Genomic DNA, 26,024 nt, shown 5'->3' with positions numbered 1-26,024 from the left:
AAGCTCCCTTCCGCCTGTGGCGCCCGCGCCCAAGTTGTGGGAAAATGCCACTCGCTCTGTATTCAACGAAAGGTCCTTTCATGTTCGATTTCTTCAAGCGCAAGAACTCCGGAGATAACGGTTCCCCGAAGAAGGAAGCAGCGCAGTCCGACAAAACCACCCAAGAGGTGCTGCGCTCCTTTATGGATTCTCTTTTGCCCGATGCGGTGGACACCCTGCTGTTCCGTGCCTCCATGGCCGGGGCCGATGACGGCAGCTTCAGCGGTTTCGAGCGCTATGCGGCCCGCCTGCTCACCGAAGCGGACGGAGGCCGGTTGCGTTCGGTGGCGGTGAAAAGCCCGCTGGATCTGCGCTGGCTGAATTCCACCGGCATGTTTTGGACCAACTTCAACGGCCAGGAAGTGGGGGAGGAGGGCCGTCGGCTGGTGCTGCGCACTGAGTCGGCCTTGAGCCGCCTTGCCCTGGTGGCGCAGAAGATGGAGCAGGAATCTGGATTCCGCTCGGTGGGTTCGTTCACCGAGGCGCAGCTTTCCGCCTTCGACGATGAGGCGCTGCGTTCGGTGGCCGATGCTGCCGGCGAGTTCTTCAACTGCTCCCAAGAGGGCAACGACCTGCTGTCCTTCCACGGGGTAACCGGCGAGCGCGGCGGCAACTGGGATCTCTCCACCCGCTTTGCGAAGGCGGCCGAGTCGGTGGTGCTGCCCTATCGCCTGGAGTACCGCTTCATCGCCGATGCGCAAACCAGCACCATTTCCGTGAAGATCTCTCTGCCCTGTCCGGAAGATTTCCCCCATTCCCGCTTCGATGCGGCCGAAGGGAAATGGGTAGATTGCACCGCCGAGCTGGCTGCCCAAGCGGCCGCCTATGCGCTGCGGCTGGTGGTGCTGGTGGCTGCTTGCGCCTTTGGCTGCAGCATCGGCATCAGCCGCGTGGTGGTCACCGGCTACGATGGCTCGCTGGAGGGCACGCCGCTCATCTCCATGGATTTCGCCCGCATGGCGTTTTCCCTCACCGCGCTGGAAGCGGCCAAGGACGGCCGCCTGAAGGGGCGGCCGGGGGCGCCGCAGCCGGCGCAGCTGCTGGGGCTTTTGCACTGCAGCAACCAAGCGGTGCAGTTGGGCGAAGACGGACGCCTTCAGCCCATCGAGCCGTTGGAGGTGGAGCTGTCGGTGCCCGCTGCGCCCCTGACCGACGATACCCGCGAGCTGCCGGAGGAGCTGCAGGGGCTGTTCCAGGCCACCCGCGCCTGCGAGCTTGACGTGATTTCCCCGCAGGACCAAGAGCTGCTCGCCCGCTACCGCGCCATCATGGACGAGCGGGATGACTCGCTGCTTTTGGCTGCGGCCCAGTTGGAAGAGATCGTGGCCCAAACCAAGGAAGCCGACGACGCCCGCCTGGCCCAGGCCCGCGAGGCCTCCGCCGCCCCCGACAAAGTGAACCTGCTGTACTGCGAGAACGTGTTCTGTCGCTTCCTCACCTCCCTTGCCAACCCCGACCCCGCCGTGCGCTTCTGCCGCATGTCGGATGTGGGCTACGGGGCGCGCTCTGCGCTGGTGGACGTCAACCGCGACATGGGGGACAGCGAATCTGCCGAGTCCCTGTGCCAGGAGATGCTGGAGCTGGCCCCCACTTCCACGTCTCCCTACATGGACCTCATCAACACCTACGCCAACCAGGAGAATTACGAAGCGGTGGTGGAAGTGTGCAAGAAGGCGCTGGAGTTTGCCGTGGTGCGCTCCGACATCTCGCTTCTGTACTACCGCCTGGGCTACGCCTTCTGGCGCACCGGGCAGTACGTGCCGGCGCTTGCCGCCTACGACCGCGTGGCCAAGGACAGCCCCTTTGCCAGCGCCATGGAAGACGAGCGCAACGGCGTGCTGAACGACATGGGCGGCGCCCCCGACGGCGGCTACGACGGCCCTGCCGCGCTGCGCCTGGCCGGCGTGCCGCTGCCTCCCACCGATGCGGCCGAGCATCTGGTGGCGATGGCGGCCATCACTCTGTGCGACAAGGGCTTCCCGGCTGCGGCCGCCCCTGCCGCCACGGCGCTGGGGATGTTCGAGCGCAATGACATCCTAGAGGCCACCGCCGCCAGCCTGAAGGCCTGGGTGGCCCAATAGGGCCCGCGCTCGATGGCGGCTGCGGCGAAAAGCCCCGCTTGGGGCGGCGTTCCCGAGCTTATAACTGTTGATGAAGCGGCGGCGCTCCTGAAAACGGGGCGCCCCGTCATTTTCCCCACCGACACGGTGTGCGGCTTAGGACTGTGTCCTGCCTTTGCCGCTTCTCCGGCGGAGCTGTTTGCCCTCAAGGGGCGCGACGAAGGCAAGCCGGTGGCCTGGCTGGTGTCAGGAGCCGATGCGCTGGACGAGTGGGGGAGCGCGGTGCCCGATTGGGCGCGCCGGCTGGCCCGCAGCCATTGGCCCGGGGCCCTTACGCTGGTGGTGCGGGCGGCCCCCCGCGTGCCGGCCCCCTTTGCCTCCGCAGCGGGCACCATCGGGCTGCGCATGCCGGCAAGCCCCACGGCCCTGGCGCTCATGGAGGCGCTGGGGGCGCCTCTGGCCACCACTTCGGCCAACCTTTCCGGCGCATCGGCGGTGGCCTGTGTGAATGAGGTGGACCGAACCCTTGCGGCCCGCGTGCCTGTGGTGGCGCCGCTTGCGGGCGAGCGCCCTGCGCCCGGTGCCGCCGCATCCACCGTGGTGGGCTGCACGGGGGCGGCTCCGGTGGTTCTGCGCCAGGGCCCGGTGCAGTTGTAATACAATGGGCGCCATGCGGCCATTTCCCAGAAAGGACACCTCCATGCGCATCAGCATCGCCAGCGATCACGCCGGGTTCGAACAGAAGCAGGCTCTTGCCGCCTACTTGCAAGGGGAGGGCCACGAGGTGGCCGACCGCGGCCCCGAAAACGACGACCGGGTGGACTACCCGGATTTCGCCCAGCTGGTGGCCCAAGATGTGGCCGACGGCGCTGCCGACTACGGCGTGCTAGTGTGCGGCACCGGCATCGGCATGGCCATCGCTGCCAACAAGGTGCACGGCATCCGCGCCGTGAACGTGGTAACTCCGCAGTTCGCCGAGCTTTCCCGCGAGCACAACAACGCCAACGTGGTAACGGTTTCAGGCCGTTTCGTGCCGCTGGAAGAAAACGAGGTCATCATCGATGCATTCCTCTCCACCCCCTTCGGCGGCGGCCGCCATGCGGGGCGCGTGGAGAAAATCATGGCCCTGGAAGAGAACTAACCGCGCGCTCGCGCTCAAACGAAAGGCACACCCATGGCTGACGCCGCTGTCCAAACCCCTCATCCCGAAACGCGCCCCAGCTGGGATGAGTACTTCATGATGTTGGCGGAAGAGGTGGCCACCCGCACCACGTGCCTTCGGCGCGGGGTGGGGGCCGTTATCGTGAAGGACCGCCGCATCCTGGCCACCGGCTACAACGGCGTTCCCACCGGTTGCGCCCATTGCGCCGAAACCGGTTGCTTGCGCGAGCAGCTGGGGGTGCCTTCCGGTCAGCGCCACGAAATCTGCCGCGGCCTGCACGCCGAGCAGAACGCCATCATCCAGGCGGCCCGCTACGGCATCAACATCGACGGTGCCACTATTTACGTCAACACCCAGCCCTGCGTGGTGTGCGCGAAGATGCTCATCAACGCCGGCATCAAGGAAATCGTGTACAAGAACCCCTATCCCGACCAGCTCTCCCAAGACATGCTGGCAGAAACCGACATCCTGGTACGGGAGTTCGTTGGCGAATAAAACCGTTTCCCCGGAACGCAGGAAAACTATTGCAGCTAAAAAGGTGAGCGAGGCGCACAGTGGCGCCCGTAATTGCCCTGAAGGCCGGCTGAGCGTACTTCGGTGCGCGAAGGAAAGGCCTGAAGGGCAAGGACGGGCGCCACTGTGCGCCGCAGCGTCGAGCCGTTCTGACGGCCGTTAGGCCGGCAGAACAAAAAGAAACCACTCACCCCGCCTATTGCTTGAATATCGGGCTCTCCACTGTTGCAAATGTGTTTCGGGCTAGAATAGGGCCGTTTGAAATGGGCTTGAATGGAACACAAGCGCATGAGGGAAGCGAAGAGAAAGAAGGCGAATGCTGCCGGCCATTATCATCGGATTCGCTGCGGGCATAGTTGGCTTTCTGCCGCTGTGGGGTGCACTGTTGCTGATGAAGAAGGCTCCGGGCCAGGGTTTGGCCGGGTCGGTGTTCTGGCTTCTTTTGGCCCTGGTAGTGTCCTTCGTCCTTCTGGTGGCGGCCGTTTTCGCGGCCATTGCCATCAACAAGGATCTGGGCCTGCCGTTCCTCTTTTCCGAGGCCCTGGGCCTCTCCCTTGCTGCCATCGCGTTCGGCGTATGGCGCTTGCTCCATAACCGCTAAGGAAAGGGTAGGGTTTCGTGGACGCTCTGGAAATGCTTACAGAACACGCGCAGGAACTGCGGGAGTCGTTCGTCCCCCACGTGGTGTTGGGCAACGGTACCGTCGGCTTGACGCAGTACACCTTCTATATGATCCTCGTGTGGATTATCGTGGCGCTCATCGTGTGCCTCGTGGCCAAGCGCCTCACCCTCATCCCCACCAACAAGTTCCTGAACACGGTGGAATACGGCTACCAGTTCGTCCGCAACGACATCGGCGAAGGGGTTATCGGCCACGGCTTCAAGAAGCACGTGCCGTTTCTGGCCACCCTGTTCTTCTTCATCTTGGTGGCCAACTTCGTGGGCCTCATCCCCGGTGCCGGCGCCGCGACGGGCGCCATCTCGGTAACTTGGGCCCTTGCCACCATCTCGTTCGTGTACTTCAACTACTGGGGCATCAAGGCCCACGGCGGCCTGGGCTACATCAAGTCCATCGCCCCCTCTGGCCTGCCGGCCCCCATGGTGCCCATCATCTGGATCTTCGAGTTCATCTCGCTGGTGCTGCGCTGGCTCACCCTGGCCGTCCGTCTTTACGGCAACATGTTCGCCGGCCACATGGTGCTGGGCATCTTCGCCCTGGCCACCTCCATCTTCATCAACGTGGGCATTCAAATGGCCAGCCCCATTGCCGCGGTGTCGGTAGGCTGGTTCGCCCTGCTGTTCATCATGTACGCGCTGGAATGCCTGGTGGCGTTCATCCAGGCCTACGTGTTCACGGTCCTTTCCGCCGTGTACGTGTCGCTGGCCACCTCTTCCCACTAAGCGCGGGCGCCCGCCCCAGCGCATGGGGCCTCATTTCCCTTTGGGTTTTTCCGGTCCAATGACAGAGAAGGGCCGGTTGACCGTAGTATCCATGTTTTTGAGAAACAGGCTCAGAAACGGTAAAAGGAGGAAGTAATGGATCTTACCATCATTCTGTCTGCCATGAAGGTCATCGGCTACGGCCTTGGCACCCTTGGCCCCGGTCTTGGCATCGGCATCGCCTGCTACGGCTGCTGCGTCGGTTCCGCCCGTCAGCCGGAAATCGCCGGTCGTCTGTTCACCAACTTCATCATTGGTGCCGCTCTTGCCGAGGCTCTGGCCCTCATCGGCTTCGTTGTTGCGATGATCTCCTAACTCAAGTCGTTTCGGTTACATCCACGCCGAGAAGGCTGTAAAGGAGGAAAGCACGTGAAAACAAGAGCGAAACTGGCAAGCGTTGCGGCGGCTTCCGTAGTTGCCGTGAACACTTTGTCTCCTGCGCTCGCGTTCGCGGTTGAAGTTGAAGACACCAGTGCCGGGATTGGCCAGATCATTCCCGACATGCTGGAGTTCATCCCCATGCTGGTGGCCTTCATCCTCCTCTGGATTGTTCTGGCGAAGTTCGGCTGGCCCATGTTCAATGGCATGCTGGAGAAGCGCGAGAACAGCATTCGGGAAGCCCTGAAGAAATCAGAGGAAGCTCAAATCGAGAGCGAGCGGGTGCTTGCGGAGTACAAAAAGCAGCTGGCCGACGCAAAGGCTCAATCGGCTGAAATCGTTTCCCAGGCGCGCGCCGCCGGCGAAGCGGTGAAGGCCGACATCACTGCGAAGGCCCAGGCCGAGGCTGCCGACATGATCGCCAAGGCCAAGGGCGCCATCGAGGCGGAGAAGAAGGCTGCCATCGCCGAGCTGCAAACGTCCGTTGCCGACACGTCGGTTGCGGTGGCTGCTCGCCTGATTGGCGACGATCTTTCCGCCGACGAGCATCGCAAGATCATCGAGCGCTACGTGGCAGAGGCAGGTAGTTTCAATGCCAACTAATCGTCTTGTCGAAGAAGGCCAGGTAGAAACTTACGGCAGCGTCCTGTTCGACGCCGCCTTGGCTACCGGCGGGCAGGATGAGGTCCTTGAGGTGCGCGACCAGATGGAGCAGATTCTGTCCATCTTGCGCTCTGATATGGATTTGGCCATGGCGTTGGCCAATCCCGACTACACCCCCGAACAGCGGAAAACCCTGGCAGAAGGCGTGTTCGCCGGCTGTGTGGAGCCGCTTCGGGTTGTGCTGGCTGTCATGGCCGAGCGCGGTAACGCCCCGCTGCTGAAGCGGGTGCACGAAGCCTACAACAACCAGCTGGAAAGCCAGCTGGGCATTTGTGTGGTGGACGTTACCACCGTTGTGCCCCTCGATGACAACCTGCGCCACATTATTTCAACCAAAGCCGAGGCCGATTTGGGCAAGAAGGTGGTGCTCCGCGAGCACATCGACAAGTCCATTTTGGGCGGCATCATCATGAGCACCAATGGAAAGCGCATCGACGCCAGCATGAAAACCCAGCTGGCCAACGCGCGCAACGTGCTCTGCGACACATCTGATGGAGGTGAATGCTAGTGACTGAGATCACCGCTCAATCCATTGACGAAGCGCTGCGCAAGCAGCTGGATGCGCTCAATGTATCTGTGGAGTCCCGCGAAGTGGGCACGGTTATCCAGGTGGGCGACGGTATTGCCCGCGTGGACGGCCTGCGCGACTGCATGGCCGGCGAGCTTCTGGAGTTCTTGGGGGAGGGTGGCAAGACCGTTTACGGCCTGGCCCAGAACCTTGAGGAGGACGAAGTCGGCGCCGTGCTGCTGGGTGACGTCACCGCAATCAAGGAAAACGACCAGGTGCGCACCACCGGTCGTATCGTGGAAGTTCCCGCGGGCAAGGGCCTTCTGGGCCGCGTTGTGAACCCGTTGGGTATGCCCATCGACGGCAAGGGCCCCATTACGCCCGAAGGCTACCGCCCCGTCGAGTTCAAGGCTCCGGGCGTTATCTCCCGTCAGCCGGTTAACGAGCCCATGCAAACGGGCATCCTGGCCATCGACTCGATGATTCCCATCGGCCGCGGCCAGCGCGAGTTGATCATCGGCGACCGCCAGACCGGCAAAACCGCCATCGCGGTGGACGCCATCATCAACCAAAAAGACACCGATATGATCTGCATCTATGTGGCCATCGGCCAGAAGGCCTCCACCGTGGCGCAGGTTGTGGAAACCCTGGAGCGCCATGGTGCCATGAAGAACACCATCGTGGTGTGCGCCACCGCTTCCGACTCTGCCCCGTTGCAGTACATCGCGCCGATGGCCGGTGCCGCCATGGGCGAGTTCTTCATCTACAACGGCGAGGACGGCAAGCCCGCTTCCGCCGAGAACCCGGGCCGCGCCGTGCTGGCTGTCTACGACGACCTTTCCAAGCAGGCGGTGGCCTATCGCCAGATGTCGCTGACCCTTCGCCGCCCGCCCGGACGCGAAGCTTACCCCGGCGACGTGTTCTACCTGCATTCGCGCCTGTTGGAGCGCGCGGTGAAGATGTCGGACGCCAACGGCGGCGGTTCCATGACGGCTCTGCCCATCATCGAAACCCAGGCCGGCGACGTGTCTGCCTACATCCCCACCAACGTGATTTCCATCACCGACGGCCAGATCTTCCTGCAGACCGACCTGTTCTTCCAGGGCCAGCGCCCTGCTGTGGACGTGGGTATTTCCGTATCCCGCGTAGGCGGCTCCGCCCAGATCAAGGCCATGAAGCAGGTGGCCGGCTCGCTGCGTCTGGACCTCGCCTCCTACCGCGAGCTGCAGGCGTTCACCCAGTTCGGTTCCGACTTGGACAAGGCCACCCAGGATCAGCTGACCCGCGGTGCCCACATGACCGAGCTGCTGAAGCAGGGCCGTTACAACCCCATGCCGGTGGCCGAGCAGGTTATCGCCATCTTCGCCGGCAACGAGGGCTACCTGGACAGCCTGCCCCTGACCGATGTGGTGCGCTTCCGTGCCGAGCTGCTCGATTTCATCCGTTCCACTAAGGGCGGCATCATCGAGAAGATCAACACGGAGAAGAAGCTCACCGACGAGATTCAGGCAGAGCTGAAGGCCGTCATCGAGCAGTTCAAGCACACGTTTGCCGAGACGGCTTAAGGCAGGTAGACCATGCCCAACCTTCACGATATAGAACGGCGAATCAGCTCCGTCTCCTCGACGAAGCAGATCACGCGCACCATGGAGATGGTTGCGGCTGCCAAGATCCGTCGCGCGTCCGATCGCGTGGCCAACGCTTTGCCGTGGGCCATGGCGGTTTCGGACATGATGCACACCACCGCCGAACACGCCCCCATCGACATCGAGCCTCTGCTGCAGACGCACGATGAGGTGAAGAAGGCGCTGGTAGTGGTGCTGGCATCCGACCGCGGTCTTGCCGGCGGCTTCAACTCCAACGTGCTGCGCTACGCCGAGAAAATTATCCGGGAGAAGGAGCGTGCGGGCATCGAAGTTGAAGTTGTTGCGTGTGGGAAGAAGGCCATCGGGTACTTCAACTACCGCAACATCAAGCCTGTGATGGAATTCCAAGACCTCTCTGCCGATCCCACCTTCGGGGAAGCGGCCCAGATTGCCCAGTACGTGGCCGAGAACTACGGGGCCATGAAGCTGGACGAGGTGTTTTTGGTGTACAACCACGCCAAGAACGCGGCCGAGCAGACGCTGGTGGAGCAGCAGGTGCTGCCCATCGACGAGAAGGGCTATGAGGAACTCCTGGGACTGAAGCCGCGGGAGGAGGACATCTTCAAGCAATGGCGCGAGAAGGACATGTCCAAGCTTCCGGGCGACGTTGATTTCGAGCCCGAGCCCGGTAAGGTTATGAACTACCTTATGACGGCATACCTGCGCAACGCTTTCTACTATGCGCTGCTGGACTCGGCAGCGGGCGAGCAGGGTGCTCGACGTAACGCGATGAAGTCGGCAACCGACAACGCGAATGAGATGGTCTCGACGCTGACGCGCGTGTACAACCGCGTGCGCCAGGGTGCTATCACCACCGAGATCACCGAGATTGTTGGCGGCGCCGCAGCTTTGGAGGAATAAATGGCTGAAACTACTGAAACAAAAGCGGTCAGCCAAGGCGCCACCGGACGCATCGTCCGTATCGTGGGCGCTGTGGTGGACGTTGAGTTTCCGCCGGACGCGATGCCGGCCATCTACAACGCCCTGACCGTGAAAGCGACCACCCCCATGGGGGAGGTGAACACCATCCTGGAGGTGCAGACGCACCTGCCCGGCGACTTGGTGCGCACCGTTGCCATGTCGTCCACCGACGGCATGGTGCGCGGCATCGAGGCGGTGGACACCGGCGCTCCCATCATGATGCCGGTGGGCCCCTCTACCTTGGGCCGCATTTGGAACGTGATGGGCGAGCCCGTGGACGGCAAGCCCATGCCCGACGACGTGAGCTGGATGCCCATCCATCACCCGGCTCCGCCTTACGACACCCTCACCACCACCACCGAGGTGTTCGAGACCGGTATCAAGGTTATCGACCTCATCGAGCCCTACGTTAAGGGCGGCAAGACCGGCCTGTTCGGCGGCGCCGGCGTGGGCAAGACGGTGTGCATCCAGGAGCTCATCAACAACCTGGCCCAAGAGCACGGCGGCACTTCGGTGTTCACCGGCGTGGGCGAGCGCACCCGCGAGGGTACTGACCTCTACCTGGAAATGGAAGAGTCCGGCGTTATCAACAAGACCTGTCTGGTGTACGGCCAGATGAACGAGCCTCCCGGAGCCCGTCTGCGCGTGGGCCTGGCTGGCCTGACCGAGGCGGAGTACTTCCGCGATCAGGGCCAGGACGTGCTGCTGTTCATCGACAACATCTTCCGCTTCACCCAGGCCGGTTCCGAGGTGTCCGCTCTGCTGGGCCGTATGCCTTCCGCTGTAGGGTACCAGCCCACGTTGGCCACCGAGATGGGCGACCTGCAGGAGCGCATCACCTCCACCACCACCGGCTCCATTACGTCGGTGCAGGCGGTGTACGTGCCCGCTGACGACCTTACCGACCCGGCTCCCGCCACCACCTTTACCCACCTCGACGCCAAGACGGTACTCTCCCGTTCCATCGCCGAGCTGGGCATTTACCCCGCGGTTGACCCGCTGGAGTCCACCTCCCGCGCGCTCGATCCCGAGATTGTGGGCGAGGAGCACTACCGCGTGGCCGTGGGCGTGCAGCAGATTCTGCAGAACTACAAAGACCTGCAGGACATCATCGCCATTCTGGGTATGGACGAGCTTTCCGAAGAGCAGAAGCTCACCGTGAACCGCGCCCGTAAGATTCAGAAGTTCCTGGGCCAGCCGTTCCATGTGGCCGAGGTGTTCACTGGCAACCCGGGCAAGTACGTGAAGGTAGAGGACACCGTTCGCTCCTTCGCTGAAATCCTGGATGGCAAGTGCGACCACATTCCCGAGCAGTGCTTCGTGTACAAGGGAGCCATCGAGGACGTGTACGCCGCCTACGAAGCCATGCAGAATAAGGAGGCCTAATGCCTCAGATGCTGTGCACGCTGGCCATCCCGACCCACGAGCTGTATTCTGGGGCCGCTTCCTACGTCCAAATTCCGGGCGAGGATGGCAGCTTCGGCGTGTGCCCCGGTCACGAGATGTTGCTGACCACCACCTCGAAAGGGCTGGTCACGATTCAAGTGGACGAAGCGGGCAACGACAAGCGCGAGTTTCTGGTCTACGATGGCGCAGCAGAAGTCTTCAATGACAAGGTGACCATCCTGGCCCGTTTCGGCCGGGCGGTCGAGGACATCAACGCCGATGAGATCCGCGAAAAGGAGCAGGCCATTCGCGACATGATGAAAGCCGCCGAAGGCAACGAGGAGGAACAGCGCAGGATTGCGACTGAGAACTTCGAGCAGCGGCTTGACTGGTACGCGTTCCAGCTGGCCTACATCGGCAAGTAAGGTAGCTTTTACCTGAGAGCCTGTTTGGAGGGGCGCACCCATTGGGGGCGCCCCTTTAGTTTTTTTGGGGGGGGTTGGCGTATCGGTGGGGATTTGTTTTGGCTGGATGCTGTGCTGGAATCGTGGGCCGTGATGGAGTTCGAAGGCTCGCGGCATCGCCCAAACGAAATCACGCCCGATTCATCCAAAACCCACTATTTGTTCGGGGCGGGGAAGGGGTTTCGCTGGTATCATGACGGGCGATAAAACTGAGAGTTTTCGCCTACCCCTAACGGACCTGCGCGTACACACACCCCAACCGAACCCGTGCGCCTGCTTGAATGAAGAGGTTGCCCTGTCATGGCATTCGTTCATCTGCACAACCATTCCGAGTATTCCCTGCTTGATGGCCTGACTCATGTGAAGGACATGGTGCGCCGCGCCGCCGAGCTGGACATGCCGGCCGTGGCTCTTACCGACCATGGCGTGATGTCGGGCATTCCGGAGCTTTGCGACGCCTGCGCCGCCGTTTCCAAGGAAACCGGCAAAACCGTGAAACCCATCTACGGCTGCGAGGTGTATTTCCAGGCGCAGGACACGCCGGAGCCGGGCCGCAAGACGCCCCGCCTGTACCACTTGCTGCTGCTAGCCAAAACCAACGAGGGCTACCACAATTTGTTGAAGCTGGTCAGCGAGAGCCACGTGGACAACTTCTATTACAAGCCCCGCACCACCTTCGCCATGCTGCAGAAGTACGGCCACGGCATTATCGCCGCCTCCGCCTGCCTGGCGGGCATCGTGCCCCGCATGATTGACGAGCGCCGCTTCGACGATGCCGTGGAATGGGCGAAGAAGCTGGCCAGCTGCTTCGATCCCGGCGACTTCTACATCGAACTGCAAGACCAGGGACTGCGCACCGACGGCGGCATCACCCAGCGGGAGCTGAACATGGAGCTCACCCGCGTGGCCAACGCCTGCGGCTTCAAAACCATCGCCACCAACGACTTCCACTACCTGCTGAAAGAGGACGCCGCCGCCCAGGACATCATGCTGTGCATCGGCACCCAGTCCACCATCAACGACCCCAACCGCATGCGGTTCTCCAACGATCAGTTCTACATGAAGACGGAAGAGGAGATGCGTGCCGCCCTGGCGGACTTCCCCGAGGCCATCGACAACACCATCGAGATTGCTGAGAAGTGCAACGTAGAGCTGGAGCGCGACTCCATTTTGCCCCGATTCCCCTTGCCGGAAGGCGAGACAGAGGAGAGCTGGTTTCGCAAGCGGGTACAAGAGGGCCTGGAGAAGCGCTATGGCACTCCGGTGCCCGAGCGGGAGCAGAAACAGGCCGACTACGAGATGGACATCATCATCGGCCAGGGTTTTCCAGCCTACTTCCTCATCGTGCAGGAATACATCGAGTGGGCCCGCAACCAGGGCATCGGCGTAGGGCCGGGCCGTGGTTCGGCCGCTGGCGCCATCGTGGCCTATGCCATGGGCATCACCGACCTTGACCCCATGCCCAACGGCCTCATGTTCGAGCGCTTCCTTTCCCCCGAACGTGTGGAGATGCCCGATATCGACGTTGACTTCGAACAGGGGCGCCGCGAAGAGGTTATCGACCACATCAAGGACGTGTACGGCGAAGACCACGTGTCCCAAGTAATCACCTTCGGCACGCTGCAGGCGAAAAACGCTGTGCGCGACTCGGCCCGCGTGCTGGATTACCCCTACAGCGTGGGCGACCGCATCTGCAAGATGATCGGCGACGAGCTGGGCATCACCATCGACAAAGCCCTTGCCACCAACCCCGACCTGAAGAAGGCCTACGACACTGAAGAGGACGTAAAGAAGATCGTTGACGCGGCCCGCTCCATCGAGGGCCATGTGCGCGGCGAGGGGGTGCATGCTTGCGCCACCATCATCTGCCGCGATCCGATGAGCGACCACGTGCCCATGAAGCGCGACACCAAGGGCGGCGGCATTATCACCCAGTACGACGGTCACTACACTCCTGATTTGGGCCTTTTGAAGATGGACTTCTTGGGGCTGCGCACTTTGGACGTGCTGTCTTTTGCTTGCCGCAACATCGAGCAACGCACGGGTCAGAAGATTGTGCCGGAAGAGCTGCCCATCGAGGACGATGCGGCCTTCAAGCTGATGCAGTCCGGCAACATGGATGGCTTGTTCCAGGTAGAGGGAGCCCTGTACGTAAGCTTGTTCAAGCGACTGCCCCCGCAGCGCTTCTCCGACATCGTGGCCTCCATTGCCCTGAACCGCCCCGGTCCATTGGAGTCGGGTATGGTGGAAGACTACATCAAGGCGGCGAAAAACCCCGGGGCAGTGCACTACTACGACGACCGTCTGCGCCCCATTTTGGAAGAAACCTACGGCACCATGGTCTACCAAGAGCAGATCATGCAAATTTCCATGCACATGAGCGGATTTTCCGCTGGCAAATCCGACAAGCTGCGCAAAGCGATGGGCAAGAAAAAGCTGGACATTATGCGCCAGCTGCAAGCCGACTGGGATAGCGGTGCGGTGGAAAACGGCTTTTCACTGCAGGTGGCCCAGCAGATTTGGCAGGACGCCGAAAAGTTCGCGAAGTACGCCTTCAACAAGTCGCACTCGGCCGCCTATGCCATTCTGGTTATGCGCACCGCTTACCTGAAGGCCCATTACCCCAACGAGTTCATGGCTGCGGTGCTTACCAGCTACATGGGCAACACCGATCGCCTCATCCGCTACATCGCCAGCTGCAACCACAACGGCACGCCGGTACTGCCGCCCGACATCAACTCTTCCAACGCCGAGTTCACCCCGGTGGACGAGGGCATCCGCTTCGGGCTGGTGGGCGTGCGCGGCGTGGGCCGCAACGTGGCCGATGCCATCATCGAGGAGCGGGAGGCCAATGGCCCCTACACCTCGCTGCACGATTTCGTGGACCGCTTGGACGCTCGCTGCTACAACCGCAAAACGCTGGAAGCCCTCATCAAGGGCGGCGCCTTCGATTCCACCGGCTACACCCGTCGCCAGCTGATGTACTTCGTGGACGACACCAGCCTTTTGGAGGATGCCGCAAAGCGCCAGAAGGACAAGGATGTGGGGCAGGGGTCCATCTTCGACATCTTTGCCGAAGAGCCGGATTCCGACTACGCCCAGGAGGTGCCGGCGCCCGATGGGGTGGAATGGGACAAGGGCACCCTGTTGCGGTTTGAGAAAGAGATCATGAAAATCTACGTGTCCGACCATCCGCTGCGCCCCTACGAGGGCACCATTGCCCGCATGACCAAGTACGCGCTGGGGGATTTGGCAGAGCGCACCAAGGAAATCAAGTCCGCCACCTTTGTGGGCATGGTTTCCAACGTGGTGGTGAAGCTGACCAAACGGGGCACCAAGATGGCCACCTTCAGCTTGGAGGACACCACCGGTGCGGTGGACGCCATCACCTTCAAGTACGAGGATTTCCCGGAGGCCATCCAGGAAGACGCCATCATCAAGGTGAAGGCGAAGTTTGAGGTGAACGACCGCGGTGCCCAGCTTATGGTGTTCGAGGCGGAGCCGCTGCAGTTGAGCGAGGAGGACGCACGGCCCTCCCATCTCGAGTTGTCGCTGGGGGCCTGGGCCTTCGATCAGGCGAAAGCGGCGCGGCTGAACCGCATTTTGGGGTCGTATCCGGGCCATGATGGCGTGGTGCTGATGGTGCACCATCGCGACGGCCGCAAGTTCCGGGCAGAGCTGCCGGTGTCGGTGGACTCCCGCTCGGTGCTGATGCGTTCGGAAATCCAATCGCTGTTCGGTCAGGAGATACGAATGGCGTAGGATGTTGCGTTGTCCTGCCGGAGCATCGAGAGCGAATGAGCTCTTGGATGGTTTTCGTAGGGAAGAGGCTCTGCCTCTTCCTGGGGCGGCAAGGGGGCTCGGGATAGAGGCAGAGATAGAATCTCTGCCCTACGAATGTGCGGGGCACACCCAGGCCTGTGAGGAATCGGGGAATCAAGGTTGGCCACTTATTCGATAACGTTGGGCTATGACGGGGCGCCGTTTTGTGGGTTCGCGCGGCAGCCGGGGCAGTTGACGGTTCAGGGGGAGCTGGAGCGGGCTTTGGAGCTGCTGTTCCGCCATCCGGTGGATACGGTGTGCGCCGGCCGCACCGACGCCGGCGTGCATGCCCGTGCCCAGGTGGTGTCGTTTGAACTGCAACCGGAAGAACTGCGCGACCGCACGCCGGAAAGCCTGGTGCGCTCCCTGAACGCCCTCACCCACGACTCCATCGCGGTGCGCCAGTGGCAGCAGCGCCCCGACGGTTTCTCGGCCCGCTTCGATGCCAATTGGCGCGAGTACCGCTATTTTATCTGCGGAGGGGCCACCCCGCCGCTGTTTCGCGCCGCTACCTCTTGGCATGTGAAGGCGCCGTTGGACGTGGCCGCCATGGAACGGGCCGCTGCCTATCTGACAGGGGAGCACGACTTTAAGAGCTTTTGCCTGGCGGCTTCGGCGGAGGGGAAGCCCACCTGTCGCAACGTGCATTCCATTACCTTCTCCCGCGATGTGGCGCTGGGGGAGGGGGCTCTGGTGATTACCGTGGCGGGCAATGCCTTCCTGCATTCGATGGTGCGCACCATCGTGGGCACTCTGGTAATGGTGGGGCGGCACCAGCGCAAGCCGGAATGGGTGAGCGAAGTGCTTGAGGCTCGCAACCGCGCCGCGGCCGGCGAGAACGCCCCGGCTCAGGGGCTCGTGTTCTGGAACGTGGACTATGGCGCGTAAGGGCGCCGCGCCGCACCGTTTCGTTTGGCTTCCGAAAAGGGCCCTTTGCCCTCAGGCTTGCCGTAATTGGTGATATATTGCGATATGAGCTGTTGACCAGGTGAAACGTCTGGTAAGCCCCGCTATCCGCGATTCGCCAATTTGCAGGCCGCCAATTCGCGTGCCGCCTGGGTGAAGGAAAGGCCGTAATGGGAAGCCAAAACCACAAGAAGGGCTATTACTGCGTTGCCTCCGAGCCGGCGGCGGAAGGGCCGGCGACGGCCGTTCCCGCGCCAGTGCCGCCGCCGAAGCAAGAGTGGCCCGCCGCTGCGGCCCCCGCCACCTTCAGCCTGCTGTACGAGAGCAGCGACGGCTGCCTGTGCACCTTCGAGGATGCCGAGGGGCACTTGACCTCCGTAGACGCCCGCCGTTTGATTTAACGGTGCCATCGGCCGCCTTTGGCCGCCGTCTGTCGGCGCGGTTGCGCGCAGGCGGAACCCCGTTCCCGGCTTGCGGGGCCAGCCAGTATAATCTCCCCCTATCTGTACCGTGATTCGCGCGCCCGTCCGGGGTGCGAAGAGAGGGGTTTGTATGGCAACCACCGAGGGGGCCCGTGCCAGCTGGTCTGGCAAGTGGGCGTTCATCTTGGCCGCTGCCGCATCGGCGGTGGGCTTGGGAAACATGTGGCGTTTCCCGTATCTGGCGGCGAAGTACGGCGGCGGCACCTTCCTGCTCACCTATCTGGTGCTGGTGTTCACCTTCGGCGTATCGCTGCTGCTTCTGGAAACGGCGCTGGGGCGCAAAACCGGCCAATCGGCTATCGGGGCCTTCTCCAGCTTTGGTAAGAAGTTCACCTTCATCGGGGTGCTGGCCAGTGCGGTGCCTTTCATCATCACCCCGTACTACTGCATCATCGGCGGCTGGGTGACCAAATACACGGTGTCATATCTGGGGGCCGGCCCCGAGGCGCTGGCAGATGGCGGCGGCTTCTTCAGCGGCTTCATCACCTCCAACGTGGAAAGCTACATTTGGATGCTGGTGTTCATGGCGCTGGTGTTCGTTGTGGTGGGCCTGGGCGTGAAGGGCGGCATCGAGAAGGCCAACCTGGTAATGATGCCGGCGCTCATCGTGATGGCCATCGCCATTGCCATCTACACCCTCACCATGCCGGGAGCGCTGGACGGCGCCCTGTACTACCTCACTCCCGACTTCAGCAAATTCTCGCCCGAGCTGGTCATTTCCGCTTTGGGCCAGATGTTCTACAGCCTGTCGCTGGCCATGGGCATCATGATCACCTACGGCAGCTACCTGAACAAGAAAGAGTCCCTCACCTCTTCGGTGGTGCGCGTGGGCGGCTTCGACATCGGCGTGTCGTTCCTGGCCGGCCTCATGATCGTGCCCGCCGCCTTTGTGGCCATGGGTTCCGGCGAAGCGGTGGCCTCCAGTGCCGGCCCGTCGCTCATGTTCATCACCCTGCCCAGCGTGTTCGTGGACATGCAGGGCATGGCGGCCATCATCGGCTTCGTGTTCTTCCTGCTGGTGCTGTTCGCAGCCCTCACCAGCGCCATCTCCCTTACGGAAACGCTGGTGTCCATCGTGCAGGACGGCATGAAGTGCACCCGCAAAAAGGCGCTGGGCATCGTTATTGCCTTTGTGGTGATCGCCGGCGTGTTCATCAACGGCGGTTACAACGTGCTCAGCTTCATCGAGCCCCTGGGCGCCGGCAGCTCGATGCTCGACTTCGCCGACTTCATCTCCAACTCGGTGATGATGCCCATCGTGGCGCTGCTCACCTGCGTCTTCGTTGGCTGGATCATCAAGCCGAAGACCATCATCGACGAGGTGGAAGCGTCCGGCCCCTTCAAGGCCGCTTCCGCTTGGACCATCATGATCAAGTTCATCGCTCCGGTGCTGGTGACGGTTATCCTGGTGGCCTACGTGGCCGCCCAGTTCGGGCTCTTCAGCATGTAGGGGGGGTTGCGGCGGCTGCAGGCCGCCGCAACCACTCGTCCGCATAAACGCCCCCAGGTGCCCCATCTTGCCGTTCCCCGGCACCTCGGCGCGCACCGTAGTGCGCTTGGGTGCCGGCGCACAGCAATCTGGGGCACCTGGGGGCGTTTCTGCTGCTGGCGCTGGACCTGTCGGGCTTTTCTGGTTGCATCTTCCGTTTGGCGCTGGACCTGACGGGCCTCCGTTTTGGACGGGTTATTCGTAGGGCAGAGATTCTATCTCTGCCTTCTTTTTATGGGGGACTGGCTTTTGGGGTATCATGGTTCGGTTCTCAATCTAGTTTCGGAAAAGGAATCTGTATGGCTTTGTCTATCGGTATCGTCGGTTTGCCCAACGTGGGGAAGTCCACGCTGTTCACCGCTCTCACCAACAAGGGCGGCCTGGCGGCCAATTACCCCTTCGCCACCATCGAGCCCAATGTTGGCATCGTGCCGGTGCCCGATGAGCGGCTGCAGGCGCTGGCGGCCATCGACCACCCCGCCAAAATCATCCCCGCCACGGTGGAGTTCGTGGACATCGCCGGTCTGGTGGCGGGCGCGAGCCAAGGGGAAGGGCTGGGTAACCAGTTTTTGGCCAACATTCGCGAAACCGATGCCATCGCCGAGGTGGTGCGCTTCTTCAAAGACCCCGATGTTACCCACGTGGACGGCAAGGTGGACCCGCTGTCGGATGTGGACACCATTAAAACCGAGCTCATCTTGGCCGACATCGCCACGGTGGAAAAGGCCATTCCGCGCCTGGAAAAGGAAGCGAAGCGGGACAAGTCCGGCGCTGCCAAGCTGGACGCTGCCAAGAAGGTGCTGGCGGGGCTGAACGAGGGCCATCGCGCCCGCACGCTCGACCTCACGGAAGAGGAGGCGACGGCCCTTTACGAGCTGCACCTGCTTACCATGAAGCCCATGCTCTACATCGCTAACGTGGACGAAGGGGAGGTGGCCGCCGAGCTGCCGCAGATAGACGGCTGCACGCCGGTGCCCATTTCCGCCAAGGTGGAAGCCGATATCGCCGAGCTTTCCGAGATGGACCCGGAAGAGGCCAAAGAGTACATGGAAGCGCTGGGGCTGGGGGAGAGCGGCCTGGCCCGCCTCATCCGCGGCGCCTACCAGCTGCTGGGGCTGCAGAGCTATTTCACTTCCGGCCCCGATGAAGCCCGCGCGTGGACCATTCCGGTGGGGGCGAAGGCCCCGCAGGCGGCCGGCGTGATCCACACCGATTTCGAACGCGGCTTCATCAAGGCGGAAACCGCCAGCTTCGAGGACTACGTGGCCCTTGGGGGCGACAAGGGCTGCCGCGAGGCGGGCAAGCTGCGCCAAGAGGGCAAGGAATACGTGGTGCAGGACGGCGACGTGATGCACTTCAAGTTCAACGTGTAGGATTGACGGCAAGGCTTTGGTGGACGCCCGATTGCCGCAGGGCAGAGGTTCCATCTCTGCCTAAGCGGACAGCCTCCGTGTTGCAGCGGTTTAGGCAGACAAAGAATGTTTGCCCTACGAAAGACCATGTGCATATGCTGCGGACAGTGCTACAACCCCCGAGCCTCTCGGGCAGCCGCCAGGGAGGCTTCGTTTATCTGGCAGCCTTCCGGCACAAACACCGCCAAGCAGGGGAAAGAGGGTTTGGCGCTTTTCAGGGCGTTCGGGGCAAGCCCCCGCGTTCGCTCCTGTTCCCGCAGCCGGCGGCGCACTTCTGCTTTCGACAGCCCTGCGCGGCGAAGCGGGGAAACCACACCCGCTTCCGCCAGCGCCTTGAAACCGGGGCGGCGGGCCGGGTTGTCGGTGCCGTTAGTGCCGTCGGCTACCAGCGCAAACCCGTCTGCCGCTGCCGCGTTGGCCACCGTTTGGAAGATGAAGCGCTTGCAAAGGTAGCAGCGGTCTTGCGGGTTGGCGCAGATGTCCGCCTGGGCCAACACGTCCGCTTCCACCACCGCGAGGGGCACCTCAAGCGCCTGGGCCACCGTGCGGGCATCCTCCAGCTCGAACTGCGGCTGGAAAGCAGTTTTCACCATATAGGCGGCCACGGTGCAGCCGGCCTGTTTCGCCGCCGCCAGCAGCAGGGCCGAGTCGGTGCCGCCGGAAAACGCTACGGCAAAGCGGCGCTCGCGGGCCAGGAACTGGTCGAGCGGTTCCGCCTCCAGCTGTTGGCCCGGGCCCGTGTCCGGGCCGTCTGCGGCCAGCTGAGATTCGTAATCGGGAAATTCAAGTTCTGTGGTCACGGTTTTCCTGCTTTGCGAAGGGAAATGAAAAAGGACCAGATTTGCCTGGCCCTTTTGAAGTGCAGCAATGGCAGCGCTTATGCTTCGATCACTTGCATGGCTACCAGAGGGGCGCCCTTTTCGGAGGCGTGGTCGCGGTCCTTCGAGGCGGCGTACTCCACAGCTTCGTTGCCGGCGCCGGTGAAGCTCAAGGTGCCGGCGAAGCCCTTGTTTTTGCCCACCAGGGCACTGGGGTCGATGTCCTCAGGCTTATAGGCCTTGTAGGCCTCGTACTCGCCGAAGTTCAGGGCCACGGTGTACACGTAGCACAGCTTGTCGTCCAGGGTGAGCCGCAGCGGATTGTTCAGGGTGAGCACGTAGCCGTTGCCTGCCTTGGTCATCTTGCCCTCGAACTCAACCACTTGCGAGCTGGTGCATTCGATGTGGTACTGGGGCCGCTCTTCGTTGGCGTACTCCTCTTCTTCCTTCTTGGCCGCCTCTTCCTCTTCCTTATCCAGGATTTCCTGCTTCAGGTTGCGCTCGGCCACTTCCGGAGTGCTGGCTTCGGTGATGGCCGGCACCCAGCCCTTGGCGTTGTCCCAGGTGAGCTCTACGGTAATGGTGGCTTTGGCGGTTTGGGTCTCGGTTTGGGCGTACAGCCCCACGGCGATGGTGCCGCCGTCTTTGGTGAGCTCGGACGTGTGGCTGGTGGCCTCGGCCGTTTTGAACAGGGCCTTGAAGTTGTCGTCTTCGTAGCCGCGCACAATGAGATCGATGTCTGCCAGCACCGCATCGTAGGAAGCGGCGGAAAGCGGCGTGGTTTCAGGGGTGCCCAGCACTGGCTCGTCGTGCACCCAGGTTTCGTTGGCCTCATCGTAGGTGTACACCATCGAGATGGGCACGATGATACGGATGCCCTTGTTGTTGTAGGTGGCCTTGGTGGTGACCTTCTGGGAATAGACCGGGTTCTGGCCGGAAACCGTTTGCACCATGTCCTCGATGTCGGGGGTGCTGAAACGGGGGCCGATGAGGTCGTCGGTGAGGATGTAGGCATAGGAGGAGAGGTCGGGCAGGGGAATGTCGGCGTTGTTCAGGTCGTCCGAGATGCGGGAGGTGGTGAGCACGGTTGCCGGGCCCGAGGTACTGGGCAGCATCTGGGCGGGGCTCATGGCCTCGACAATCTTGGGCGCTGCCACCACCGCGGCGATAACCACCGCGGCGATTACCACCACTGCGGCGATGGCCCCCTTGCGGGAGTGCTTCTTTTGCAAGGGCTTTACCTGACCGTACACGCTGTGGCGGGCGGTGACTACCCGGTTGTCGGGGGTGGCGGCGATGGGGGCTACGGGCGCGGGGACAGCGGCGCGCGCGGCCGGTTCCTTTTTGGCCGCAGCAGGCTTTGAGGCGGCGGCAGCGGTGGCACCCTGTGCCGGCTCGGCCGCCGCGCGGGGCTCATCGGCCGGCTTCTCCTCTGCCTTGGCCTCTGCTGCCGGTTGCGGGGCCGCTTTCGCCACGGCCTTGGCTTTCGGTTCGGCGGCTTTTGCCGCGACGGTGGCTTTCGGCTGGGGGCTTTCCGCCGTGGCCTTGGCCTTGCCGCCGTTCTTCGGCTTGGCTTCTGGCTTTGGCACGGCCTGCGCGCTGTCTTCCGTTTTGGCTTCGGCTGCAGCTCCCTCTTTCGCCTTTTCCTGCGCTTTGGCGGGGGCGTCCTTGGTCGGCGTCTTCTTGGCGGAGGCCTTCTTGGTGCTTGCGGAAGCGGCCGGCGCCTGCGTCGCGGCGGTTTCCGCTACGGGCGCGGCAGCCGCCTTTGGCTTTGGGCTTTCCGCTGCGCCCTTGGCCGACCCCTTGGCGGGGGCCTTCTCGGTGCCTACGGAAATGGCGGGCATCGGGGCTGCGGCAGCTGCGGGGGCGCTGTCGGCGTCGGCTTCTTTGGCGGCGGCCTTCTTGGGCGCCGCTGCTTTGCCGGTCGTCTTGGTTTGGGATGCGCCCTTACCGCCGGCCTTCTTCGCCGTGCTTGCGCCGCCCTTTTTGGCGGAAGCGGCCTGAGAGCTGCCCGTCTGCTTTGCCGCTGGCTTCTTGGCGGTGGCTCCAGAAGGTTTCGGCTTGTTAGAAGCGCTGGCGCTAGCGGCCTTGCCGGTTTCGGTTTGGGCAGCCTGGGGAGCATCGGCGGCCGGGGAGGCCTCCGCGGATTTTTTGGATGATTGGCGTGCCATGGCGAGCCTTTCCTGTTCGCGCGCGTATAGCGCCCTTTTGTGCATTGCCCCATTGTAGCCGAAAGGAAACGAATAAGTAACACCTTGACAGTGCCGTTTGGGCAAACTCCACGGCGAAGGTGCCAGCGTATGAGGCCAGTTGAGGGCAATGTTTCTGCCGCCTTTGCACCGTTGTTGCCAAAAACCCACAACCGTCCGGCACCCCTTCTGTTAAAAGTTGGTCATCCTTGGTGCCCAGGCGGCGGGGGAAGGCGCGGGCTTTGCTATCATAGGCAAGTTATGTTTACGCGCCCTTCTTGCGTGCGGCGAAGCCCCGCTTGGCCGTTGGGCGCAATTCCTGTGGAAGAGGACCGACATACCATGGCAGAACATTTAACCGAAACCGACGTGCGCTCCATTGCGGAGTATTCGTGCATCGGGCTGACGGCCGAAGAGGTGGTGGCGATGACCGCCGACCTCAACGCCATCATCGACTCGCTCGCCCCCATCACCGAGTACAACTTGGAGGGGGTGCCGCCCACCTTCCATCCCATCGGCGATCTGGCGAACGTCATGCGCGACGACGTGGAGGTGCCCGGCTTCACCCAGCAGGAGGCGCTGATGAACGCCCCTAAGCAAGAGGACGGCAGCTTTCTCATCCCGTCTATTTTGGGGGAAGGGGGCGATCGCTAGATGAGCGAGATGTTCGGAGCCATGGGCATTGCCCGGCTGAAGGCGGGTTTGGCTGCCAAGGAATTCTCGGCGGCGGAGGTGGCCCAGGGAGCGCTGGCCCGCATCGCCGAGGCCGATCAGCAGGTGCACTCCTTCCTGGAGGTTACCGAGCAGATGGCCCTTGCCGCAGCGGCGCAGGTGGACAAGGCCATCGCGGCGGGCACCTTCGGCGAAATGGGAATCCTGGCCGGCGTGCCGGTGGCCTTCAAGGATAACATGAACCTGGAGGGCACCCGCACCACGTGCTCATCCCGCATGCTGGAAAACTATGTTTCCCCCTACACCGCCACCTGCGTGGAGAAGTGCCTGCAGGCGGGCGCCCTGCCCATGGGGAAATTGAACATGGACGAGTTCGCCTTCGGCTCTTCCACCGAAACCAGCGCCTTCGGCCCCACCCGCAATCCGTGGGATTTGCAGCGGGTGCCGGGCGGTTCTTCCGGCGGCAGCGCTGCGGCGGTGGCGGCGGGCCTCGTGTGCGCCACGCTGGGCTCCGACACCGGTGGCTCCATCCGTCAGCCGGGCGCTTTCTGCGGCGTGGTGGGGCTGAAGCCCACCTATGGCACCGTTTCCCGCTATGGCGTAGTGGCCTTCGGCAGCTCGCTTGACCAGGTGGGCCCCTTCACCCGCAGCGTTGAGGACGCCGCCTTGATGATGAACGTGCTGGCGGGTCGCGATCCGCTGGATTGCACCAGCCAGCCCTGCAGCGCCGACTTCACCGCCAATCTGGCCGAAGGGGTGCGCGGCATGCGCATCGGCGTGGTGCCGGAATTCATGGAGGCCAAGGGCCTCACCGACGAGGTGCGCCAAAAGGTGGCCGACGCCATCAAGCAGGTGGAGGCGCTGGGGGCGCAGCTGGTGGAGATAGACCTGCCCCACGCCCGCGCTGCCATGAGCGCCTATTACGTGCTGGGCCCCAGCGAAGCCTTCAGCAACCTTGCCCGCTTCGACTCGGTGCGCTACGGCTACTGCGACCCGGGCCACACCGACCTGGGCAGCCAGTACGACGCCAGTCGGGCGGTGGGCTTCGGCGCTGAGGCCAAGCGCCGCATCATGCTGGGCAGCTACCTGCTTTCCGCCGGCGTGTACGACAAGTACTATTACCCGGCCCAGCAGGTGCGCACCCTTATCATCCAAGACTACCAGCAGGCCTACGAAAAGGTGGATTGCATCCTCACGCCGGTGGCCCCTCGCACCGCTTTCAAGTTCGGCGAAATCGGCGATCCCACCGAGATGTACCTCTCCGACATGTTCACCATCTCCATCAACATTGCCGGTAACGGCGGCATGTCCATGCCGGTGGGTCTGGGGGAGGCCTCCGGCATGCCGGTGGGCGTGCAGCTCATTTCCCCGGCGTTCCACGACGCCAACATGCTGCGGGTGGCCGCGGCGCTGGAAACGGTGTACGGTCCCGCGCCGGTGGCCCCAGATTTCGCGGACGGGAAGGTGGCCTAGATGAAAACGCTGGAAGAGGTATTTGAAACTTGGGAGGCGGTTATCGGCCTGGAAATCCACGCCGAGCTGACCACCCTGAATACCAAGATGTTCTGCGGCTGCAAGCTGGAGTTCGGCGCCGCCCCCAACACCCACACCTGCCCGGTGTGCCTGGGGCTGCCCGGCGCGCTGCCGGTGCCCAACAAAGCGGCCATCGAGTCCATTGTGCTGGCGGGCCTGGCCACCAACTGCGGCATCGAGAAGCACTCGATGTTCTACCGCAAGAACTACATGTACCCCGACATGTCCAAGAACTTCCAAACCACCCAGGGCCCCATCGCCTTTTGCATGCGCGGTCATTTGGATTTGGAGGTGGACGGGCCGGCGGCGAAGGAGCGGTACCGGCTTGACAGCCTGAAGGTGGGGGAGAGCAACGGCAACATCACCCGCACCGAGGACGGCTACCGGGCCCATGTGGGCATCACCCGCATCCACATGGAGGAAGACGCCGGCAAGATGGTGCACCTAGGGGGCGGCGAGGGCCGCATCGCTGGGGCGAAGGAGAGTCTGGTGGACTACAACCGCGCCGGCACTCCCTTGATCGAGCTGGTGACCGAGCCGGATCTGCGCACCCCCGAGGAGGCGCGCCTGTTCATGCAGAAGCTGCGCCAGATTTACCTGGCCATCGGCATCTCCGACTGCTCCATGGAGGAGGGCAGCTTGCGCTGCGACGGCAACGTGAGCCTGCGGCGTCGGGGCACCGAGGCCTTCGGCACCAAAACCGAGCTGAAGAACATGAACTCGTTCAAGAACCTCCATGACGGCTTGGCCTATGAGATTTGCCGCCAGGCGCAGGTGTTGGAAGAAGGCGGCGTGATTTACCAGGAAACCCGCCATTGGGACCCCTCCGCCAAGCGCACCATCGTGATGCGGGTGAAGGAAACCGCCGACGACTACCGGCTGTTCCCTGATCCCGACCTGGCCCCTTACGACTTGAGCGACGAGTTCATCGAGGGGGTGCGGGCCAAGTTGCCCGAACTGCCCGACCAGAAGGCGGCCCGCTACAGCGCCACCTTCGGGCTTTCCGCCTACGATGCCCGGCATTTGGTGGACCACCGTGCCACCGCCAGCTTCTTCGACGAGTGCATGGCGCTGGTGCAAGCGGAAGATGAGGGCTCGAAGTTTGCGAAACCCCTGGCCAACCTGGTGATCAACGATGTGACCGCCCACCTGAACGCCAATCCCGGCGTCCAGCTGGCTGCCACGCCCCTCACGCCGGCCCGTGCGGTGGGGCTGGTGCAGCTAGTGGCCGACGGCACCATTTCCTCGAAGCAGGCCAAGCAGGTGTTTGCGGCCATTCTGGACGAGGACAAAGACCCGACCGTAATCATTGAGGAAAAGGGCATGAAGCAGGTGTCCGACACCGGCGCCATTGAGGCGGTGGTGGACGAGGTGCTGGTCGCCAATCCCGACAAGGTGACCCAGTACCGCGACGGCAAAACCGGCCTCATGGGCTTTTTTGTGGGCCAGTGCATGAAGGCCATGCGCGGCCAGGGCAATCCGCAGGTAATCAACCAGCTGCTGGCACAGAAGTTGCAGTAA

General features: G+C 62.8%; 23 protein-coding genes. 21 read left to right on the top strand and 2 right to left on the bottom strand.

All coding sequences use genetic code 11. The annotated features are described in order from the left end of the window. The first annotated feature begins 80 nt into the window (after positions 1 to 80). The 18 genes from DMP11_RS04560 (at position 81) to ychF (ending at position 19,252) form a co-directional block, all read left to right on the top strand. Positions 81 to 2,120: a tetratricopeptide repeat protein gene (locus DMP11_RS04560; RefSeq protein WP_123185324.1), complete on the top strand. Its 2,040-nt coding sequence runs from the start codon at positions 81 to 83 to the stop codon at positions 2,118 to 2,120. A 12-nt stretch (positions 2,121 to 2,132) separates the two neighbouring features. Continuing rightward, positions 2,133 to 2,756 (top strand): L-threonylcarbamoyladenylate synthase, encoded by a 624-nt coding sequence (locus tag DMP11_RS04555; protein WP_123185323.1) that lies wholly within the window; start codon positions 2,133 to 2,135, stop codon positions 2,754 to 2,756. A gap of 43 nt (positions 2,757 to 2,799) precedes the next feature. Beyond that, positions 2,800 to 3,240: a ribose 5-phosphate isomerase B gene (gene rpiB, locus DMP11_RS04550; protein WP_123185322.1), complete on the top strand. Its 441-nt coding sequence runs from the start codon at positions 2,800 to 2,802 to the stop codon at positions 3,238 to 3,240. A gap of 33 nt (positions 3,241 to 3,273) precedes the next feature. Further along, the gene (locus DMP11_RS04545) at positions 3,274 to 3,756 is read left to right on the top strand and encodes a deoxycytidylate deaminase (RefSeq protein ID WP_123185321.1); all 483 of its coding nucleotides are present in this window, start codon (positions 3,274 to 3,276) and stop codon (positions 3,754 to 3,756) included. Positions 3,757 to 4,090: 334 nt separating this feature from the next. Further along, positions 4,091 to 4,375, top strand: a complete 285-nt coding sequence (locus DMP11_RS04540) for a hypothetical protein (RefSeq protein WP_123185320.1) — start codon at positions 4,091 to 4,093, stop codon at positions 4,373 to 4,375. Positions 4,376 to 4,392: 17 nt separating this feature from the next. Continuing rightward, entirely contained in the window at positions 4,393 to 5,175 is a 783-nt protein-coding gene (atpB, locus tag DMP11_RS04535; RefSeq protein WP_214646997.1) for a F0F1 ATP synthase subunit A, read from the top strand. Positions 5,176 to 5,337: 162 nt separating this feature from the next. After that, the gene (atpE, locus tag DMP11_RS04530; protein WP_169301857.1) at positions 5,338 to 5,529 is read left to right on the top strand and encodes an ATP synthase F0 subunit C; all 192 of its coding nucleotides are present in this window, start codon (positions 5,338 to 5,340) and stop codon (positions 5,527 to 5,529) included. 54 nt (positions 5,530 to 5,583) lie between these two features. Further along, complete coding sequence (gene atpF, locus DMP11_RS04525; protein WP_214646996.1) at positions 5,584 to 6,195, top strand: F0F1 ATP synthase subunit B; 612 nt, start codon at positions 5,584 to 5,586, stop codon at positions 6,193 to 6,195. Further along, positions 6,185 to 6,763, top strand: coding sequence for an ATP synthase F1 subunit delta (gene atpH, locus DMP11_RS04520; RefSeq protein ID WP_123185318.1), 579 nt, complete (start codon positions 6,185 to 6,187; stop codon positions 6,761 to 6,763). The genes atpF and atpH overlap by 11 nt, the downstream gene beginning before the upstream one ends. Then, complete coding sequence (gene atpA / locus DMP11_RS04515) at positions 6,757 to 8,328, top strand: F0F1 ATP synthase subunit alpha (RefSeq protein ID WP_183621459.1); 1,572 nt, start codon at positions 6,757 to 6,759, stop codon at positions 8,326 to 8,328. Before atpH ends, atpA begins: the two co-directional genes overlap by 7 nt. A gap of 12 nt (positions 8,329 to 8,340) precedes the next feature. Continuing rightward, positions 8,341 to 9,270, top strand: a complete 930-nt coding sequence (gene atpG / locus DMP11_RS04510) for an ATP synthase F1 subunit gamma (protein WP_123185316.1) — start codon at positions 8,341 to 8,343, stop codon at positions 9,268 to 9,270. Next, positions 9,271 to 10,716 (top strand): F0F1 ATP synthase subunit beta, encoded by a 1,446-nt coding sequence (atpD, locus tag DMP11_RS04505; RefSeq protein ID WP_123185315.1) that lies wholly within the window; start codon positions 9,271 to 9,273, stop codon positions 10,714 to 10,716. After that, on the top strand, positions 10,716 to 11,141 hold the full coding sequence (atpC, locus tag DMP11_RS04500) for an ATP synthase F1 subunit epsilon (protein ID WP_123185314.1): 426 nt from the start codon (positions 10,716 to 10,718) through the stop codon (positions 11,139 to 11,141). The genes atpD and atpC overlap by 1 nt, the downstream gene beginning before the upstream one ends. 339 nt (positions 11,142 to 11,480) lie before the next feature. Continuing rightward, positions 11,481 to 14,942 carry a DNA polymerase III subunit alpha gene (gene dnaE, locus DMP11_RS04495; protein ID WP_123185313.1) on the top strand — a complete coding sequence of 1,154 codons (3,462 nt, stop codon included), beginning with the start codon at positions 11,481 to 11,483 and terminating at the stop codon, positions 14,940 to 14,942. Positions 14,943 to 15,122: 180 nt separating this feature from the next. Further along, complete coding sequence (truA, locus tag DMP11_RS04490) at positions 15,123 to 15,890, top strand: tRNA pseudouridine(38-40) synthase TruA (RefSeq protein WP_123185312.1); 768 nt, start codon at positions 15,123 to 15,125, stop codon at positions 15,888 to 15,890. A gap of 188 nt (positions 15,891 to 16,078) precedes the next feature. Then, positions 16,079 to 16,309: a hypothetical protein gene (locus tag DMP11_RS04485; protein ID WP_123185311.1), complete on the top strand. Its 231-nt coding sequence runs from the start codon at positions 16,079 to 16,081 to the stop codon at positions 16,307 to 16,309. A gap of 151 nt (positions 16,310 to 16,460) precedes the next feature. Then, the gene (locus DMP11_RS04480; protein ID WP_123185310.1) at positions 16,461 to 17,840 is read left to right on the top strand and encodes a sodium-dependent transporter; all 1,380 of its coding nucleotides are present in this window, start codon (positions 16,461 to 16,463) and stop codon (positions 17,838 to 17,840) included. A gap of 338 nt (positions 17,841 to 18,178) precedes the next feature. After that, positions 18,179 to 19,252 (top strand): redox-regulated ATPase YchF, encoded by a 1,074-nt coding sequence (gene ychF / locus DMP11_RS04475; protein ID WP_123185309.1) that lies wholly within the window; start codon positions 18,179 to 18,181, stop codon positions 19,250 to 19,252. A 149-nt stretch (positions 19,253 to 19,401) separates the two neighbouring features. Here the strand turns inward: ychF and DMP11_RS04470 are convergent, their stop codons facing one another. Next, complete coding sequence (locus tag DMP11_RS04470) at positions 19,402 to 20,091, bottom strand: ATP-dependent sacrificial sulfur transferase LarE (RefSeq protein WP_214646995.1); 690 nt, start codon at positions 20,089 to 20,091, stop codon at positions 19,402 to 19,404. Positions 20,092 to 20,168: 77 nt separating this feature from the next. Next, complete coding sequence (locus DMP11_RS04465; protein ID WP_123185308.1) at positions 20,169 to 22,280, bottom strand: hypothetical protein; 2,112 nt, start codon at positions 22,278 to 22,280, stop codon at positions 20,169 to 20,171. A 360-nt stretch (positions 22,281 to 22,640) separates the two neighbouring features. On the opposite strand from DMP11_RS04465, the gene gatC reads away from it, so the two are divergent. From gatC to gatB, 3 genes are read left to right on the top strand one after another with little or no spacing between them, the layout of a single operon-like run. Next, positions 22,641 to 22,952, top strand: coding sequence for an Asp-tRNA(Asn)/Glu-tRNA(Gln) amidotransferase subunit GatC (gene gatC, locus DMP11_RS04460; protein WP_123185307.1), 312 nt, complete (start codon positions 22,641 to 22,643; stop codon positions 22,950 to 22,952). Continuing rightward, a complete protein-coding gene (gene gatA / locus DMP11_RS04455; protein ID WP_123185306.1) occupies positions 22,953 to 24,443 on the top strand; it encodes an Asp-tRNA(Asn)/Glu-tRNA(Gln) amidotransferase subunit GatA in 1,491 nt (496 codons plus the stop codon). After that, positions 24,444 to 26,024 carry an Asp-tRNA(Asn)/Glu-tRNA(Gln) amidotransferase subunit GatB gene (gatB, locus tag DMP11_RS04450; protein WP_123185305.1) on the top strand — a complete coding sequence of 527 codons (1,581 nt, stop codon included), beginning with the start codon at positions 24,444 to 24,446 and terminating at the stop codon, positions 26,022 to 26,024. It abuts the gene before it with no gap.

It is taken from the genome of Parvibacter caecicola, assembly GCF_003725335.1.
Classification (GTDB): Bacteria; Actinomycetota; Coriobacteriia; order Coriobacteriales; family Eggerthellaceae; genus Parvibacter; species Parvibacter caecicola.
This window is presented reverse-complemented; position numbering and strand designations above follow the sequence as displayed.

Bases quoted from the DNA above. Each gene is read 5' to 3' on its own strand.
- dnaE (WP_123185313.1), top strand. From the start codon at position 11,481: ATGGCATTCGTTCATCTGCACAACCATTCCGAGTATTCCCTGCTTGAT.
- atpE (WP_169301857.1), top strand. From the start codon at position 5,338: ATGAAGGTCATCGGCTACGGCCTTGGCACCCTTGGCCCCGGTCTTGGC.
- atpG (WP_123185316.1), top strand. From the start codon at position 8,341: ATGCCCAACCTTCACGATATAGAACGGCGAATCAGCTCCGTCTCCTCG.
- atpA (WP_183621459.1), top strand. From the start codon at position 6,757: ATGCTAGTGACTGAGATCACCGCTCAATCCATTGACGAAGCGCTGCGC.
- rpiB (WP_123185322.1), top strand. From the start codon at position 2,800: ATGCGCATCAGCATCGCCAGCGATCACGCCGGGTTCGAACAGAAGCAG.
- gatB (WP_123185305.1), top strand. From the start codon at position 24,444: ATGAAAACGCTGGAAGAGGTATTTGAAACTTGGGAGGCGGTTATCGGC.
- ychF (WP_123185309.1), top strand. From the start codon at position 18,179: ATGGCTTTGTCTATCGGTATCGTCGGTTTGCCCAACGTGGGGAAGTCC.
- DMP11_RS04540 (WP_123185320.1), top strand. From the start codon at position 4,091: ATGCTGCCGGCCATTATCATCGGATTCGCTGCGGGCATAGTTGGCTTT.
- gatA (WP_123185306.1), top strand. From the start codon at position 22,953: ATGAGCGAGATGTTCGGAGCCATGGGCATTGCCCGGCTGAAGGCGGGT.
- atpC (WP_123185314.1), top strand. From the start codon at position 10,716: ATGCCTCAGATGCTGTGCACGCTGGCCATCCCGACCCACGAGCTGTAT.
- DMP11_RS04480 (WP_123185310.1), top strand. From the start codon at position 16,461: ATGGCAACCACCGAGGGGGCCCGTGCCAGCTGGTCTGGCAAGTGGGCG.
- DMP11_RS04485 (WP_123185311.1), top strand. From the start codon at position 16,079: ATGGGAAGCCAAAACCACAAGAAGGGCTATTACTGCGTTGCCTCCGAG.
- gatC (WP_123185307.1), top strand. From the start codon at position 22,641: ATGGCAGAACATTTAACCGAAACCGACGTGCGCTCCATTGCGGAGTAT.
- DMP11_RS04555 (WP_123185323.1), top strand. From the start codon at position 2,133: ATGGCGGCTGCGGCGAAAAGCCCCGCTTGGGGCGGCGTTCCCGAGCTT.
- atpH (WP_123185318.1), top strand. From the start codon at position 6,185: ATGCCAACTAATCGTCTTGTCGAAGAAGGCCAGGTAGAAACTTACGGC.
- DMP11_RS04545 (WP_123185321.1), top strand. From the start codon at position 3,274: ATGGCTGACGCCGCTGTCCAAACCCCTCATCCCGAAACGCGCCCCAGC.
- DMP11_RS04560 (WP_123185324.1), top strand. From the start codon at position 81: ATGTTCGATTTCTTCAAGCGCAAGAACTCCGGAGATAACGGTTCCCCG.
- DMP11_RS04465 (WP_123185308.1), bottom strand. From the start codon at position 22,280: ATGGCACGCCAATCATCCAAAAAATCCGCGGAGGCCTCCCCGGCCGCC.
- atpD (WP_123185315.1), top strand. From the start codon at position 9,271: ATGGCTGAAACTACTGAAACAAAAGCGGTCAGCCAAGGCGCCACCGGA.